Genomic DNA, 14,105 nt, shown 5'->3' with positions numbered 1-14,105 from the left:
CTTCCGAGTCAGAAAGCACAACCTAAGGATAGTCAATTCCAAATAACATATAAGCAAAACTTCTTGGTATCAAAATGGGCGTACCGTGGTTCCGGCTGAAGGACGCACAGTTTCCCGAGAAGCTGCACGTGTTCTCCAGCAACTATGAGCTTTACGCCTCGATGTCCGCCAGGGTAATGACACATCTGGAAGAGCTGGCGCCGCGCGTGGAACAGTATTCCATTGATGAGATGTTCCTCGATATCCGGGGCATCAACCGCTGCATTGACTTTGAAGACTTCGGCCGGCAGCTGCGTGTCCATGTTGGTAACGGTACGGGACTCACCATCGGTGTCGGCATGGGCCCCACCAAAACGCTGGCGAAGTCAGCCCAGTGGGCTTCAAAAGAATGGCCACAATTTGGCGGCGTTCTGGCCCTGACCCCGGGCAATCCCCGGCGGACGGAGAAACTGCTCTCACTGCAGCCGGTGGAAGAAATCTGGGGTGTGGGCCGGAGAATTTCGAAGACGCTGGGGACAATGGGTATCACCACTGCGCTGCAGCTGGCGCGCGCGAATCCAACCTTCATCCGGAAAAACTTCAACGTGGTACTGGAGAGAACGGTTCGTGAACTGAACGGAGAGCCGTGCATTTTGCTGGAAGAAGCACCCCCGCCAAAACAGCAGATTGTCTGCAGCCGTTCTTTCGGAGAACGCGTAACAACGTATGAAGCCATGCGTCAGGCCATCTGTCAGCATGCAGAACGCGCTGCGGAGAAGCTGCGCGGAGAGCACCAGTACTGCCGGCATATCTCGGCTTTCATTAAAACGTCGCCGTTCGCCATCAACGAGCCTTATTACGGCAATCTGGCAACAGAGAAACTGATGACACCCACGCGGGACACCCGGGACATTATTACTGCAGCTGTCAGGGCGCTGGACAGGATCTGGGTCTCCGGCCATCGCTATGCCAAAGCCGGCATCATGCTGAACGATTTCTCCCCGACCGGCGTCTCTCAGCTGAATCTGTTTGATGACGTACAGCCCAGAGCACACAGTGATGAGCTGATGAAGGTGCTCGACGGCATCAACCATTCCGGCCTGGGGAAAGTCTGGTTTGCGGGGCGGGGAATTGCGCCTGAATGGCAGATGAAGCGGGAGATGCTTTCTCCCGCTTATACAACCCGCTGGGCAGATTTGCCTGTCGCTCGTCTGAAATGACGCAGGTATGTTAATCATCTGTTTACAAACACTTTTTTAAATCCATACGATTTCAGTGTGATATGTTTATGCTAACTAACATTCGACTGGAGCAGAAAGATATGGATAAAAAAACGCTGGCAGAGTGGCTACGGGATATTGCCCATCATATAGAAGAGGAAAGCCCTCTGATTCGTGATGTCAGACTGGATGATGCTATTTCAGAGGAAGGGCTGGCCAGAAAGATTGTCACCATCACATTCAACGCACATGGACAAGTTTTACTGCCGGAACGAGACGTCAGCGGCATCACCCGGCATTGACTTCATTTAAGCAGTGAAATTCTATCACTGCTTAAATCTCAATTATTCATTTTCTTTAAGCCAGTCATCTACAAGCTTGCTAATCACATCCGTTATTGAAGTTCCATTTCTCGCGCAAGCAGCTTTAAATCTGGTATGTTTCACCTCATCAAAATTGACGTTAACACGCTTGCTCTTACCTGATGAAGCTGGAGTAGCGACCACTCTTTCAAGATCTCTATTCTCACCAAAGGTCATTTTTTTACTACCACTATGGGCCTTTTCAAGAGCCATAGACTCCCCCTTTTCATTTACTCATTTGAGTTTATAAGTAAAAGTGTAATTACTCAAAAACTTTAACTATTTCTTTTGTAAGGATTTCCACTTCACCTTTAGCGGCCCCATCATTAGATTCAAATACACTGTCACCATCCAGAATTGACTTAACATAAATTTGGCGTTGAGTAATTGCCGTTCGGAATGGTTTGACACCAGTGTCTTTAATGCTTTCTTTTAAAACATTTAGCATGGTTGCCTGCTCGATTTTTCGAGTTATGAGAAAACGAGCTTCTACTTTCCGGCTATATGCCTGAGCTTCAAGGACTGTGACAACGCTTCCCGCTGCGGAAAAATCAAGTGGGCTTGGAGTAACCGGAATGATAACTAAATCGCTGACCATTACTGCAGCAGAAGTAATTACAGAAAGCGAACCGGCGCCATCAACTATGGCAAAGTCGTATCCAGCAAGATCTTTCCTGATGCCATAAACATCTTTCTCAGACGCAGCCGTGAACACATCGAATGCGGCTTTGCCTGATTTACTCCAGTTAGTCAGACTCATCTGTGGATCTGTATCCACAACGGCGATGTTGTATCCTGCACGAGCCATTGCTGTACTAACGTTAATAACTGCGGTGGTTTTACCTGAGCCACCCTTCGGATTAAGGAAAGAAACAACCTTCATACTCATAACCCCACTTGTGTTTTTACTCAATTACTCCTATGAGTTTTTGAGTCTACCATTATATTAATATGAGCAAAAGCAAAAACACACATAAACTCAAAAGCTCAAAAGCTCAAAAGCTCAAAAGCTCAAATGAGTATAAAGCTAAATATTGAGGTTTGAGATCTCATAGCCTACCGCTTCAAACGATAACTTTAGGTTATGGGTTCTTCCTCCTCTTACGGGTTAATGCAACCAGACGATGACTGTTTCAAGAGCTCGTTCAGATGAATGACTAAGAACAAGAATAATTGTTAGTAGTAAAAATGATCTTTTTTTAATCGTACAAATTTACATTTAGCGCAAGTGCCCTTCACTTGTACTCTGACATTTTTACTTTGTTCTGGATCAATAAAATCGCGATTATTAGGAATGCGTTACAGTAATAAATTAACCCATAATTGGGGTCAAGGCAGCGGATGATAAGACTTCAGGCGGGTTTAGATGTAAAAAAGCCCGACTGGTGATCGGGCTTTTTTACATCCAAAACTAAGCTGGTACTCAGATCTGGAATGGAACTATCTTTAACTGACGGTTGAATGATACCCCCCACTCTTTACTCTGATCAATCTGATTTACAAGAGCCAGCTAACACATTGATTAGACTCTGGCTGACTAACAGGTGGTGCTGAGTCAGTACCATTACCTGAGTGGAACTATCTTTAACTGACATTAAAGATTAAAAACCGAATGACAGAGTGGAAGGGTTCATTCGGTGTTCTACTCTCCAGAAAAGGAGAGAAAATGGAGACTCTTACAAAAGTCATCCAGGCTCTGAAAGCGCTCATTGTGCTTTTAGAGTTAATTCGCTGGTTCTTCTAACAACCAGCTCACCCAAGAGCCAGGATTCCCTGGCTTTTTTATTAACCAATCCTAGACCACTCGCCAATATGTCACATTAGGGTATGCTCTATGTGTTCCACTTAAAGTAATATTATTGTGACCACATAAGTTGTGGCTGGCTGGCAAAGTCAGCACTGAATGCCTCCCTGCCCAACCAGTTTATATTGGTATCCGATTTTTCTACTTGCCTATTTTCTTTTGGCCGGAAACATCAGCATCAGGGTGTGAACACCGTTGATATCGATCGTATGGGCGCCTTCCGTGAAAGCCTCAAAAATCCCGACGTCTTTCAGACCGCCCAGTATCGCATCGACGTCAGTTTCTGACAGCTGACGCGCTGTTTTGTATTCCAACATGTAAGTGTTAGGGTTCGATGCGCGCTCAGACTCGACTTTCATTTTAATTTCGGCAATGACCGCAGGAATATTATCGGTGTTGAGCTCCAGTGCTCTAGCCTGAATGCACGCGGCAAACTCCTTGGGGATTACAAACCACACGGGATATCCCCGCGACAGCGGCATACCTTTACTACCCTCATCCAGATTACCATTCCAGCGTATGCCGGTACATTCGCTGAAGGGCTGGTTCAGTTCGTCCCGGTAGTTAATGCGGGCGACGGACACGTCCCATTCGCCCGCATCGTAAAGCACATCTAGCACCTCTACATGGCCTCTGGGGGATAAAACATCTGTGGGTTTTACGTACATACTCTCTCTCCTGTAAGCGTGGATGATATACAAATTAGCTATCAATTATAGTTATATTACATAACTAGTTTTTTAGCTAGAATTAATCAGTTGAACGTGAAAAAATTGTCCTCAGCTATGCCAACTACCATGCTCTGGAGAAGCAGAAGGGAGCCCGGGAGCAGGTTATCGGGGGAGCCAGTACTGGCTGCGCGACCTAGCAGCTCAGAATGGAGCGAGAACAGTAAATAGGGGTCTGTTTGGATATCGAAAATTATTCAGCCGAGATACGTCTGGTGAGCAGAGTTGAATCGCCACGGATAATCTAGACACTTCCGAGCCGTTGATAATACTGGTTTTCATATTCTGTCGGTGACATCTGTTCGCTAGAACCATGCCGACGCTTACTGTTATAAAACATTTCGATGTAATCAAAAATATCACTGCGGGCTTCTTCCCGCGTTCCGTAGATCTTTTTCTTTATCCGTTCACGTTTCAACAACTGGAAAAAACTTTCTGCAACCGCATTATCATGGCAGTTACCGCGACGGCTCATGCTACCCTCCAGGCCGTGTGATTTCAGGAACGACTGCCACTCATGGCTTGTGTACTGACTGCCCTGGACGCCCTTCTAAGAGTCAAGTTATTATTTGGGTACTGTTGATCTGTCGATTTTTATTGCGCAACAGTGTATAGACTTCACGCGAGATATAACGCTTGAGGCAACGCAGTGCTTCCATTTTCGAGTGACCTTCTGCTACCCGCTTTGCCACATATTCTTGTGTTCTCGCGTCTGTCCGTAATCGACCGATCGCAATAATATGCAGGGCACTATTGGCAGCGCGATCACCACCACGATTAAGTCGGTGCCGATTTGTTTTTCCGGAAGATACCGGGACAGGGCTGACGCCACATAGCGCGGCAAAGCCGGACTCAGAGTTCAGACGCTGAGGATTATCACCCGCCGTGATCAACAGTTGCGAAGCACATTCATATCCCACCGCTTTACGTTTGATAAGCTCAGGCGCCAGCTCATCGACTATTGACGTTATCATGACGTCCAGATCGGCTATTTCGTCATGGAGCTCAAGATATCTGCGGGCCAGCGATTTCAGGGCAATACGGTAGGCATCCTGAACATGACGATATGCGGTAACATCGGGCCGCCACGAAGCCAAAGTACGGATCAACTGCATCCTTGTGAGATGGCGTATCTGGTCACGAAGCTCATCCGGAGCAGAGACAATATTCATCTGGATCATTTGAAGTGCAATACGTCGTGCCGCAACAGCTGTTTTGCGGCAGACTTTCAGGACACGTAGCGCTTCAATCATTCCGCTACGCGTTTTGGGTGTGACGGTGCGTATGCGTGAGAAAGCAGCGTGAGCGGCACTTTCTGCATCGATCGTATCGCTTTTACCCCGCTTACGGCGTTCCATTTTATCTGGTGCGGTGACCTCCAGAACTTCGATTTTGGCACTCTGGAGGTAACGCAGTAAACCAGCACCATAGGAACCAGTGCATTCAACGCCGATACGCTCAACCGTTCCGAAAGACGCCATCCAGGCCAGCATTTGTCGGTATCCCTGACGAGTTGTGGAAAAGAACTCGCTGCCTAAAATCCGATTATTTTGATCAACAACAGCTGCAACATGTAAATCTTTATGCGTATCCACACCCCCAACGACAGGTGATGAATGAACGGGTTTTGCCTTTGCCATAGGTTATTTCCTGTGCCTGCAATTTTTCGTCATTTCCCCTGACGATAACCCGGACAGGACAGTAAAGAGACAAGCCGTCAGGCCCTTCTTGAGTCACGCGCATCGGTGAGGAGAAGCCTCGCATGAGGTACTTCCCGGTTACCGACGGGTCCAGGGAAAGACACATAGCTGGTCGTTCAGAGTGTGAGTCAGGAAACCGGGAAGTCTTCACTGCATCAGTGATCTCACCAGTCAGGCGAAACAACAAGCATGATGATGAAAGCTGACACAGACATTCTTACTGTCCGAGTGATGGATTGTACCTGAGGGGCGACGTGCCCACAGAGCTTGTTCCAGAGCATCCAGCACGAACCTTGCTTCCATCGACGATGAGACCCGCCAGCCAACGATCGTGCCTGCGAACACATCGATGATGAACGCCACATAGGCGAAGCCATGCCAGGTGCTAACGTACGTAAAATCTGCACACCAAAGCTGATTGGGACGTTCTGCCACAAACTGGCGGTTTACCAGATCCGCTGCTGCCGCTGTTTTACGACCGATCGTGGTCTTGATGACTTTGCCACGGAGTACGCCCCGAAGACCTATTATTTTCATCAGGCGTTCAACAGTACACCGGGCGACGCTAAAGCCCTCGCGGAGCAACTGACGCCAGACTTTTCGTGCCCCATAGACACTGTAATTTTCTCCGTAAACGCGTTTTATCTCCTGGATGATTTGAGCATCGCACTTTTCTCGTTGGCTACATTTCTCAGGATGTAGCTGGCGTTGCTGATGCCAGTAATATGTCGACGGGGCAATATCCAGTTCGCGACATACCGGCCCGACCCCGTGTGTACCACTCAGACGCTGCATAAGTGGCATTATTTTTTCCAGTGGCGGTCGAGCTCCGCCTGAGCAAAATAAGCTGAGGCCTGGCGCAATATATCATTGCTGCGGCGTAGCTCCCGATTTTCACGCTCCAGTTCTTTTAAACGCTGGCGCTCATTGGTGCTCAGTCCACCATCATCAGTGCTGACGGGGCTGACACCACCACGGACATCATTTTTATGCTGACGCAACCAGGCTCGTAGGGTGTCGTAATGGCACCCGATTTTTGACGATATGGCACGAATGGCATCCGGCTCAGAGTCATACTCATCACGGTGTTCCAACAACATTCTGACAGCGCGCTCACGCAGTTCAGGGGGATAGCGTTTGGCGGATTGTGATTTCATTTTGGGTCTCCTTTCACTGAGAGTTTAGTCTCCAAGAAACCCGGTACGGTTCACAACAACCTGTTTGACTGCTTCAGTTTTAAACTCTTCGGGATAACGCTTACCGCTCATGGGCACCTCTCTTTAAGCCATCTTAAATGACTCTGAGGTGTCTGTTAAACCCGTGGCGATTCACTCCACCCGGTGGCTGGATGAGTTTGACGATCCGGCGCTGGCAGGCAAACTCTACAGCAGCGCTTTCCCGCTGGTAGACGTTACGGTTATTCCGGATGATGAAATCGCTGGTCATCGCAGCATGGCCGCCCTGACTTTACTGCAAAAGCATATTCACCAGCGGGACCTGGCAGAACTGGTTGACCGGCTGGCGCCCATCTTGCTGGCAGGATACTTGTCTTCATCGCAGGTGGTATCGCTGGTACACTATATAGTGCAGGCAGGCGAAACATCCGACGCCGAAGCCTTTGTACGCGAACTGGCACAGCGTGTGCCGCAACACGGAGACGCACTTATGACCATCGCACAACAGCTTGAACAAAAGGGTATTGAGAAAGGTATCCAGCTTGGAAGACAGGAAGGTCGTTCAGAAGGTGAGCGCGAAGCTACTCTGAAAATTGCCCGTACCATGCTCCAGAACGGCATTGACCGCAATACCGTCATGAAAATGACCGGTCTGACTGAAGACGACCTGGCGCAGATCCGCCACTAATCCCCCTTTCCTGGGACTCCCTGTCCGGCCATCAGCGAATACTGGTGGGGCAGGGAGGCACCAGGCTTTGCCAGCCAGCCACAGCGATTAAACAGCTTCATTACCTCCGCTACGTTCCCCGTCAGACGCGCTGTCAGCGGATTTATTTGTCGGGCGCTGTCGTCAAATGCGACATCAAGGTTAGCCCCTGGCGGAGAATAAAAAATTAAGTACCAGGGTCCCGGAAAATTTGCAGATTTCACGTAAATCGATCACTTTCACACCAGACTCCTCATCTTAAAGATTGCAGCCAGAACACAATCAGTGCTCGCCGCAGCCATGTGACCGAGCAACGCGAGCGAACTGGCGAGGAAGCACAAAAGTAAAGTACCTACAGATGGCACTAACGCCCTTACCCTGAACTATGGGCAATAGCCCAGGTTTGTTTCCTTCCTGTTATCCACTTATCCACTGGGTATTTTTAAAACCATTTTTACCCTTTTTATTTTCTTTTTCTCCTTTTTATCCCTTTTAGGCCCCTGTCAGCCCGCGCCTGACGGGCCTCTTACGCCTGCCGTATGGGAAACAGCTCAGGTTCTGCTGGGAAATACCCCGAGTTACTATGGGGATCACCACAAGTAGTGATGGGAAAGACCCCGACTATATATGGGAAACGCCACGGGTTAATATGGGAAATACCCCAAGTTTATCCGTAGCTCACATCCCTGTTGATAACCCGTTCATTTTACTTGTGAGTTCTGGCTCCTCATGCCAGTATGTGGGTAATTTCGAAGCACCCACATGGTGACTGTAATGACCACGGAAACCCTCAAAAAGCCAGTGAATATCAGTCAGTCCAATGAACTGACGGAAGCGGCTTACTATCTCCCCCTGCAGGCTAAACGTGTACTATGGCTGTGCCTAATGCAGTGTTATCCGATGAAGGACGATCCTGATTCTGTCTCGCCGATATTCACAGTAACTGTCGCGGACTATCAGAAATATTTTAAAGTCAGTGTGGATACCGCTTCTACTGACGTCAAAAAAGGGGTTACAGCCCTGGCTGACAGCAGCGTGGTCTTTTACCCGAAAGAAGGGGAGTTTGAAGAGATCAAACGTCCCTGGCTCGCTGAAGCTGGGTTAAAAAAAGGACGCGGAAAATGGCAGATCGAATTCAACTACAAGGTGATGCCGTATCTGATGGGGCTGACTAGTCAGTTCACCACCTACTCATTATATGACTGCGGAAAAATTAACAGCGTGCGGGTCATTCGCCTTTATGAGAGCTTGTGCCAGTATCGTTCCAGTGGTGTATGGATTACCACCCAGAACTGGTTATCTGAACGCTTCATGTTACCTGAATCGCAACGCAATAACTTCGCAGAGATGAAGCGGACCTTCATCAACCCAGCCCTGAAGAAGATTAACGCTAACACACCACTTAAAGCGGCAATGACGCAGAATGACGACGGTCGTCTGGTGTTCACTATCGTGGATACGAAAAACTAACCTGGGGTATTTCCCATAACCAGAACTCGGGGTGTTTCCCATAATTATCCCCGTCTCAGCTGTTTCATCAACGCGACTGCATCGGTTTCCGGCATAGCAAACTGAACACGGTGGCGCGCCGCGACATCGAGCGCAAACACTTTCGTATAGACTTCCGTCGAACTTATCGACTTGTGTCCCATGAGACTCTGCAGAACCTTCAGCGGAATACCGGCATACAGCATGTGCATCGCGTAGGAATGCCTGAACGTATGCGGCGTCACCGGCACCGAGAACGTCACCCCGTCGGCCGCTGCCGCTCCAACCGCTTCATTAAGCCAGGTGCGGACCGTGCGGTCGGTGATCTCCCAGATACGCGCCTTCTCCGTTCTGCCGGTTCGTTTGTTACGACGCTCCAGCGGAATTTTCAGGGTAGCCACCATCATCTGCAGCTGGCTGACGTACTGATGATCGGAGAGCGGAACCAGGCGATGAGCCTGACTCCCGGCGGGAGCACGGCCTGCCGTTCTGGCCGCTTTCTCGGTACGCTGTTTGAGCGTGGCCAGCTGCACGAACGGATACGGCGGCGCCAGCGAAAAATCCCCTCTTGCCAGGGCCAGCGCTTCGTTAATACGCGCGCCAGTATTCCAGAGGGTAGCAAAAAGCATCTTGCGATGAAGATCCGGCACATAGTGGAGCAGGGCGCTCACCTCCGGCGCCAGCAGATATTTCGGCAGTTCAACCTGTACCAGAGCCATCTGGCGCAGCGCCAGTGCCGCAGGGTAGTCGATGGCTACCGGCAGTTGTGTAGAGGGATTCGCTATATTCTGTCCGGGAATGGTAGGCACTATCATGAGTTATCCCCTTTGTTCTTACGCCGGCGACGGATTTCCGCTTCGGTCCTTTCTTTGCGTTTTTTCCGCCACACTCTCCAGAGAACGGGTTGTGCAGACCATTCCGTAGCTTCAAGGCGTGTTCCTGGCAAACTGACCAGTTTACGTAGACGACGGGCAAGAATAACGGCTTTTAATCCCAGTCTGGCGTACTGAAACTGACGTTCCCGAAAGTATCTGGAGTGGTTGGGCGGTTCCCAGTAATGCTCATAGAAAGCCGCAACATGCCTCCGGACTTCATTCTGGAGTACAGGGAGTTCATGAATACGGTACATAACCCGGGGGGGAAGTGTTCGCCAGTCACCTGAAATATTTGTGATTATCAACTCCGGAAGGTTTTCTGTAGGAGTGTATTCACCCTCCGGATTTTGCTCGCCGCTGTCTGTGGCCAGGCGAGTGCAACCTTCCGCAAACTGCTCCAGCAAAAAGACCAGCTCCGTAGCAATAAAAAGTCGCTCACTGACCTGCTTCGCCGCCGCCGCTCTTTCTTCACGCCGCCGGGTAAAGTAGTGGGCCAGATACACACCGCCCAGGGCTGCACCGGCGGACGAAACCGCCGTGATGATCTGTGGCCACAGGCTGGCGCTGTCTTTCACAACCTTCACGCCTTCAGTCGCAATAAACCAGTCAGCCATGTTTGTTCCTTAATCGATAAATCCCGCCCTAAGCTATCGTTGTTCAGCTGCAGCAACTTTGACGATGGCATCTATTGCCTTTTCAACTGAAAACGGTCTCAGCTCACCGTTGCTCAGTTGGACCTTATAGCAGGGGTGAGACACCCAGTTGCCATTGATACAGCGAGGCTCATTCTGAACTGTAAAATGTTTAACAAGTCGGCCGTTCAGTTCCCACCCCGGACAGATTTCACAATAGAGGGTGAACAGTTCTTTCAGTTCTTCAAAATAATCACCACCGGAAATGGTCCCGACAGCTTTCACATCCGGCCGCTGATCCATGTAATAGCTAACAGCAGCAGTTTTGGATTTAAATTCCTTCTGACCAAATTTCACTGGTATTGAACGTCCCATCCTGAACTCCTTTTGTTAACAGGGAAATTATCACCAACCGAAATCATGCCAGTGACGATGATCGCCCTTTCAGTTTCATACTGCGAACATCACTTACATGATAATAAGCAGTCATATAGAAACACTGTTAAATTACCGTATCTGCTTTTCCGGTGGATCCGATTTCTGGCGTATTTACGGATTTCCGGAAGTTTACCACGGTCAGGGAATAAGCGAAGCACTGTTTTCTGCTGCAGCACGCCGGGTCACGAAACGGGGGAAGAAACACAATATACAGGAGAAAAGGCATATGAATAAGTGGCACATGTTGTGTTTTTGCGATGCTGCGGGCCGTAGGGAAGAAAGAAGATCCGGAACAGCCAGAAATCGGATCTGCGAGGCGGGAAATCCGCAATAGATATGATAATTAATGAACATGCATAAAATCATACTAAGAATGATATTTATCATTAATAATAAAATCATATCTGATATGATGTTTAATTGATTAGCAATAAACTATACATGATATGACTTTACACTTAACCAGACATTATCAGACGGAGCGTGCAGGATGGATGAAAAAGTATACTTTCGCCTCAGCTATGAAACGATGACCGCCGACACGGAAGACTTCATTAACGGGTGTCTCGAACGAGCCGGCCGCGCAGACTGCAATGACCCCGATGCGGAGATTGCCTGGGCACGCAGCGCGATCGAACTCTGGTACCACCTGGCGATGGCGGGCCGTGCCCCGGAAGACGTCGCCGACAGGGACCATCTGCGCCTCACCGGAATGCTCCTGCGCGCTCCCACAGCAGAACAACGTTCATGGCAGCAGTAACAACCTCCCGCAGGCCGTCGCCGCTGCAGCGACGGGTACTGATTGTGCTGGCCGCCCTCGATGCGAAACGTCCGGGGCCGGTGGCGACGCGGGATATCGAGCGGGTGCTGGAGCAGGGCGGGGATGCCCCGGTGTACGGGCCGAACCTGCGCGCCTCCTGCCGGCGCATGGAAGCCGCGGGCTGGCTGCGCACCCTGCGCGCCCCGAACCTGCAGCTGGCCGTCGAGCTGACGGAGGCCGGTCGCGGCATTGCAGAACCGCTCTTCCAGGCAGAACGCGAGGCTGAAACGGCACGACAACGACTGACAGACGTCCGGCGTCTGCCGTTACGCCAGACGGCTGCCGGTGACGCGGTGGAGCTGCAGCTGGGTGACGGTCATTACTCCCTGCGGGAAGCGGCCTACGTGATCCGTCTGGACGGTACCACCTGCCTGCAGCTGACGGATGCCGGCGGCATACGCCGGATAAAAGAGGGCGATCCCCTGCAGGTGGCCAGCTGGTATCAGGCCTGTTTTGATGCAGGCCTGCCGGTCACCGTCCAGGTGAATGAGAGCCGGGACTGATCGCCACCACACAAGGAACAGGAGCATAAAATGAAAGTCACTGAACCCGGGCTGAATACGCTGATCGATAACCTGAACACCCTGATTTGCGAGGACAGCCTGCTCACGCGCAAGGAGCGTGAAACGCTGGTACTGGCCGTCGCTGCCATCGGCGCCATGAAAGCGCGCGTCGGCTTGAAAAAAGGCGAAGCGCCGGCCGTTGCCAGACGGGAAAAAAGGGAGAAAAAAGACCGCCAGCCTGATCCGCGTTTTCCGCGAGCCGGTCATCCCTGGCAGGAAGACGAAAAAACCTTACTGAGTGATGCGCTCGATTCGGTACCGGACGAAGAGATTGGCAGGCATCTGTTCTGGCTTTCCGAGAAACTGGGCAGAACGCCTTTCAGTGTTGCTTTCCAGATCGCGGCAATCAGGGAGCTGCAGGACGGCTGGGAGGAGCAGTTCAGGGAGATTTCGGATATAATTCGCTTGTCCGGCCTGAGCATCAGTGATTATCTGAAGCAGAACGGCACGGGCCATAACGCCTGAAGAAATTTGCGTTACAGAAAAATTATATAACTGAGGGGCAGTGATGAAAACAGCGATATGGGTGGTGGTGTATTTCACGATGTGTTTTCTGCTTTTCACAGGATGGATGTTCGCCTTCGCGCAGTATGCGCCCTATAACGGGCAGGAGCACGCGTTCTCTCTGACGTATCTGCTTAATTTATTTTTTCTTCACGTTGTGATGGTACCTTACTACGAGTTCTTTCAGACTGAACCATACAGCAATGCATTAATGAGTCTGGCAGATGAATCCGGTCAGATGATACGTTTTCATCACGTGGTACCTGTTCTCCGGATATATAGCCTGTCCGCACTCTTAACTTTTGTGGGTTACATCATATATGCAAAATGGTTCACTCATAACCGGCTGAAAGAAAAGCATCTTCCAGAATGATATTACCGGGACACCTCAGGATATAAAAAACCAATGACGAAACAGGAATGGATTTTTCGACTACGGCGCTGTACATCAAAGGAAACCCTGGAAAGGATAATAGAAAAAAATAAATATTCTCTGTCAGATGATGAGCTTGAGCATTTCAATGCCGCGGTTGATCACCGGCTGGCGGAAATGGCAATGGGGAAGTTTTATGATAAAATACCTGCAGGCGTCTGGAAATATGTTAAATAATACAGCCAGCATCAGTCTGTTCGCAGTTATCTCACCTGGAGCGCAATCATGAATATGATATTTGAACTGATTGGATTGTTACTGGTAGTCGGATGCGCATTCTTCACCACTTTTTTCTTAGCCGCTGTAGCAGGCACTATGGTAGTTATTCTTGCTGGAAGCCATCGGAATGGCCGTCATCCCCTTCTTTGTAAACAAGGTGGGAGCGAAAAAAGCGCTGATTGCAGGAGGCATGATCATGATCTGTCGCATTCTGGTGTCAGCAACCTCAGAAAGCCCTTACATCATCTCGCTGATTAAGCTATTTCATGCGATTGAAGTACCGCTGTTTGTGATCTCGGTATTCAAATACAGCGTGTCCAACTTTGATTCTCGCTTATCTTCCACCATCTTTCTTGTAGGATTTCAGATCGCCAGCTCGCTGGGTATCGTGTTGTTATCGATCCCGGTGGGGATGTTGTTTGATGCGTTTGGCTACCATTTTGTATTCTGGATTGGCCC

At 49.8% G+C, this 14,105-nt stretch carries 14 protein-coding genes, 6 pseudogenes and 1 other annotated feature; of the genes and pseudogenes, 10 read left to right on the top strand and 10 right to left on the bottom strand.

All coding sequences use genetic code 11. The annotated features are described in order from the left end of the window. Positions 1-53 precede the first annotated feature (53 nt). Positions 54-1,199, top strand: a pseudogene (gene umuC, locus QVF11_RS00225) (translesion error-prone DNA polymerase V subunit UmuC); the annotation flags it as partial. Positions 1,200-1,300: 101 nt separating this feature from the next. Then, the gene (locus QVF11_RS00220) at positions 1,301-1,501 is read left to right on the top strand and encodes a hypothetical protein (RefSeq protein WP_064392565.1); all 201 of its coding nucleotides are present in this window, start codon (positions 1,301-1,303) and stop codon (positions 1,499-1,501) included. Positions 1,502-1,543: 42 nt separating this feature from the next. On the opposite strand, the gene QVF11_RS00215 is transcribed toward QVF11_RS00220, so the two are convergent. The 6 genes and pseudogenes from QVF11_RS00215 to QVF11_RS00190 form a co-directional block, all read right to left on the bottom strand. Next, the gene (locus QVF11_RS00215) at positions 1,544-1,774 is read right to left on the bottom strand and encodes a plasmid partition protein ParG (protein WP_032743917.1); all 231 of its coding nucleotides are present in this window, start codon (positions 1,772-1,774) and stop codon (positions 1,544-1,546) included. A 49-nt stretch (positions 1,775-1,823) separates the two neighbouring features. Then, complete coding sequence (locus tag QVF11_RS00210) at positions 1,824-2,444, bottom strand: ParA family protein (protein ID WP_064392575.1); 621 nt, start codon at positions 2,442-2,444, stop codon at positions 1,824-1,826. 1,070 nt (positions 2,445-3,514) lie between these two features. Further along, complete coding sequence (locus QVF11_RS00205; RefSeq protein WP_022644913.1) at positions 3,515-4,033, bottom strand: hypothetical protein; 519 nt, start codon at positions 4,031-4,033, stop codon at positions 3,515-3,517. 304 nt (positions 4,034-4,337) lie between these two features. Beyond that, a pseudogene (locus tag QVF11_RS00200) lies at positions 4,338-4,634 on the bottom strand (IS3 family transposase); the annotation flags it as partial. Positions 4,635-4,650: 16 nt separating this feature from the next. Then, entirely contained in the window at positions 4,651-5,733 is a 1,083-nt protein-coding gene (locus QVF11_RS00195) for an IS110 family RNA-guided transposase (protein WP_064392781.1), read from the bottom strand. A gap of 261 nt (positions 5,734-5,994) precedes the next feature. After that, positions 5,995-6,950 (bottom strand): annotated as a pseudogene (locus QVF11_RS00190) (IS3 family transposase); the annotation flags it as partial. Next, positions 6,526-6,642: a sequence feature (AL1L pseudoknot), on the bottom strand. (Overlaps the previous pseudogene by 117 nt.) A 172-nt stretch (positions 6,951-7,122) precedes the next feature. On the opposite strand from QVF11_RS00190, the pseudogene QVF11_RS00185 reads away from it, so the two are divergent. After that, positions 7,123-7,656: pseudogene (locus tag QVF11_RS00185) on the top strand (Rpn family recombination-promoting nuclease/putative transposase); the annotation flags it as partial. Here QVF11_RS00185 and QVF11_RS00180 read toward each other — a convergent pair. Further along, positions 7,653-7,841: pseudogene (locus tag QVF11_RS00180) on the bottom strand (DUF2913 family protein); the annotation flags it as partial. The pseudogenes QVF11_RS00185 and QVF11_RS00180 sit on opposite strands and share 4 nt — an antisense overlap. A gap of 607 nt (positions 7,842-8,448) precedes the next feature. Here QVF11_RS00180 and QVF11_RS00175 point away from each other — a divergent pair. Beyond that, positions 8,449-9,144 carry a replication initiation protein gene (locus tag QVF11_RS00175; protein WP_040118530.1) on the top strand — a complete coding sequence of 232 codons (696 nt, stop codon included), beginning with the start codon at positions 8,449-8,451 and terminating at the stop codon, positions 9,142-9,144. Between the two features lie 44 nt (positions 9,145-9,188). Here the strand turns inward: QVF11_RS00175 and QVF11_RS00170 are convergent, their stop codons facing one another. Genes QVF11_RS00170 through QVF11_RS00160 form a run of 3 tightly spaced genes read right to left on the bottom strand, consistent with a single transcriptional unit; the run spans position 9,189 to position 11,044 of the window. Next, positions 9,189-9,977, bottom strand: coding sequence for a site-specific integrase (locus QVF11_RS00170; protein WP_064392776.1), 789 nt, complete (start codon positions 9,975-9,977; stop codon positions 9,189-9,191). Then, positions 9,974-10,651, bottom strand: a complete 678-nt coding sequence (locus QVF11_RS00165; protein WP_064392774.1) for a hypothetical protein — start codon at positions 10,649-10,651, stop codon at positions 9,974-9,976. Before QVF11_RS00165 ends, QVF11_RS00170 begins: the two co-directional genes overlap by 4 nt. Before the next feature lie 33 nt (positions 10,652-10,684). Next, positions 10,685-11,044 carry a hypothetical protein gene (locus QVF11_RS00160; RefSeq protein WP_064392772.1) on the bottom strand — a complete coding sequence of 120 codons (360 nt, stop codon included), beginning with the start codon at positions 11,042-11,044 and terminating at the stop codon, positions 10,685-10,687. 553 nt (positions 11,045-11,597) lie between these two features. On the opposite strand from QVF11_RS00160, the gene QVF11_RS00155 reads away from it, so the two are divergent. The 6 genes and pseudogenes from QVF11_RS00155 to QVF11_RS00130 form a co-directional block, all read left to right on the top strand. Further along, complete coding sequence (locus tag QVF11_RS00155; protein WP_020804424.1) at positions 11,598-11,867, top strand: hypothetical protein; 270 nt, start codon at positions 11,598-11,600, stop codon at positions 11,865-11,867. Further along, positions 11,855-12,430: a hypothetical protein gene (locus QVF11_RS00150; RefSeq protein ID WP_287854694.1), complete on the top strand. Its 576-nt coding sequence runs from the start codon at positions 11,855-11,857 to the stop codon at positions 12,428-12,430. The genes QVF11_RS00155 and QVF11_RS00150 overlap by 13 nt, the downstream gene beginning before the upstream one ends. 30 nt (positions 12,431-12,460) lie before the next feature. Further along, positions 12,461-12,955, top strand: a complete 495-nt coding sequence (locus QVF11_RS00145) for a DNA-binding protein (protein WP_082226153.1) — start codon at positions 12,461-12,463, stop codon at positions 12,953-12,955. Positions 12,956-12,998: 43 nt separating this feature from the next. Further along, positions 12,999-13,367 carry a hypothetical protein gene (locus QVF11_RS00140; protein ID WP_048293716.1) on the top strand — a complete coding sequence of 123 codons (369 nt, stop codon included), beginning with the start codon at positions 12,999-13,001 and terminating at the stop codon, positions 13,365-13,367. 33 nt (positions 13,368-13,400) lie between these two features. Then, positions 13,401-13,604 (top strand): HHA domain-containing protein, encoded by a 204-nt coding sequence (locus QVF11_RS00135; RefSeq protein WP_049077905.1) that lies wholly within the window; start codon positions 13,401-13,403, stop codon positions 13,602-13,604. A 151-nt stretch (positions 13,605-13,755) separates the two neighbouring features. Further along, positions 13,756-14,097: pseudogene (locus tag QVF11_RS00130) on the top strand (MFS transporter); the annotation flags it as partial. Between the last annotated feature and the right edge of the window lie 8 nt (positions 14,098-14,105).

The sequence above is a fragment of the Klebsiella sp. genome, assembly GCF_027492335.1.
GTDB lineage: Bacteria > Pseudomonadota > Gammaproteobacteria > Enterobacterales > Enterobacteriaceae > Klebsiella > Klebsiella huaxiensis.
The sequence above is the reverse complement of the archived record's forward strand: the minus strand, read 5'-3'. Positions and strand labels throughout refer to the sequence as shown.